Annotated in this window: 2 protein-coding genes; both read left to right on the top strand. The window is 42.1% G+C overall.

Translation table 11 applies throughout. From position 1 onward, the window contains the following. The first annotated feature begins 400 nt into the window (after positions 1-400). Complete coding sequence (locus G4P69_RS37750; RefSeq protein WP_208341935.1) at positions 401-1021, top strand: flavin prenyltransferase UbiX; 621 nt, start codon at positions 401-403, stop codon at positions 1019-1021. A 4-nt stretch (positions 1022-1025) separates the two neighbouring features. Next, on the top strand, positions 1026-1748 hold the full coding sequence (locus tag G4P69_RS37745; RefSeq protein ID WP_208355042.1) for a LapA family protein: 723 nt from the start codon (positions 1026-1028) through the stop codon (positions 1746-1748). Positions 1749-1783: the final 35 nt, after the last annotated feature.

Here is a 1783-nt window from a genome sequence, read left to right as displayed (position 1 = left end):
GCTGTCCAAGTTAAAAGCGTCGATTACTATCGTCAACAAATTGATTTGGTCACCGTTGGTAGCGATGGCGTCGCCATAGGTAAGAATCTGGATATGTCGAATGACGAAGTCTCGGACATTTACATGGAACCAAACGACTTAGATCCATATCTTGATGAAGAATGACCATCACCTTACTCCAATTCAAACTTCAGTCTGAATTGGAGCCGCTAATACAGCAAGGTATTTTGTGGGAAATGTCGGGATCGTGAGGGTGTGGGATTTATAAAAAATCAACCCATCAGTTTGTTTCTACCCTCTGTTCCCACACCCCCTATTTTTCTACCTCTTTTAGAGGGTGCCTTTATTGCCTCAGTTGCAGTACTAGTTTTTATATTCGGCTAAAACAAGACTTAACAAAGTGTCAGGTAAGACTAAACCACTTATTTTAGGAATAACAGGGGCATCAGGTTTAATTTATGCTGTTCGAGCTCTCAAATTTCTGCTGGAAGCTGATTATGAAATTGAATTGATTGCTTCTAAATCAGCCTACATGGTTTGGCAATCAGAGCAGAATATCCGCCTGCCAGTAGAATCTTTTCAACAAGAGCAATTCTGGCGAGAGCAAACACAAGTTAAAATTGCAGGTAAACTACATTGCCATCCGTGGGGTGACGTTGGAGCCAATATTGCTAGTGGCTCTTTTCGGACTCTAGGGATGATTATTATTCCGTGTAGTATGGGTACAGTAGCAAAGCTAGCAAATGGGCTGAGTTCTGATTTACTAGAACGAGCAGCAGATGTCCAGCTTAAGGAAGGAAGAAAGTTAGTTATCGTTCCTCGCGAGACTCCTTTTAGCCTAATCCATCTGCGAAACTTAACAACCCTAGCAGAAGCTGGGGTGAGAGTTGTCCCTGCGATCCCTGCTTGGTATCACAATCCTCAAACTATAGAAGATTTAGTGGATTTTGTAGCTGCTCGTGCTTTAGATCAATTAGATATTGATTGTATTCCCATTCAGCGATGGCAAGGTCGTCATTGAATTTATGTCTGTAATTCGCTTAATGCTATTGGTGGCGGTATTGGGGGCACTAGCACTTTTATTACTACAAAACTGGTCCCCTGCCCTATCGCTTGTTTTTTTAGGTATGCGGAGTCAACAGTTGCCTTTGGCTATGTGGATTTTGTTTAGCAGTGCAGCTGGTGCTGTTACTTCTTTAGCGATCGCCAGTTTGTTAAATTTATCAAGTTTTTTTGCAGGACAAAAACAGCGAACTCCGCTAAAATCGCCTCCAAATTACAAAAACGCGACGGCAAATCGCACATCCAGTCAAGAAACTACATCCCGAAAACAACCGTCTCCTTCAACAACTCGTGAAGAGCAACCGAGAACAAATGAAGCGTTTGACGATTGGGACACCGATAGTAGCAGCAATGATGATTGGGATTTTGACGAAAATACGTCTACCCAAAATTCCCGAAATACCCAATTTCAAGGTTCTAAAACCTACGAACGTCAGCAAGAACCAACAACTAGCTCTCAGTCTGGTTCAGTTTACTCCTACAGCTATCAACAACCAAAAAATTCTGGAGTTGGCAAAACAGAATCCGTTTACGACGCTGATTATCGAGTCATTGTACCCCCCCATCAACCATCTACTCCTAAAAGAGCAGACGATGATGATGACGATTGGGGATTTTTTGATGACGATAATTTCGAGAACGAGAAAAAGGATAAGGATAAGGAGATACACCATTATTATGAATAAAGCACTATCTGTGCCCAAGGGCGATGATGTTAGAT

The organism is Aetokthonos hydrillicola CCALA 1050, assembly GCF_017591665.1.
Taxonomy (GTDB): Bacteria; Cyanobacteriota; Cyanobacteriia; order Cyanobacteriales; family Nostocaceae; genus Aetokthonos; species Aetokthonos hydrillicola.
Note: the sequence above shows the minus strand (reverse complement) of the source record. Positions and strands in the feature narration are given on the sequence as shown.

Coding starts and splice junctions, on each gene's coding strand:
- G4P69_RS37745 (WP_208355042.1), top strand. CDS start 1,026: ATGTCTGTAATTCGCTTAATGCTATTGGTGGCGGTATTGGGGGCACTA.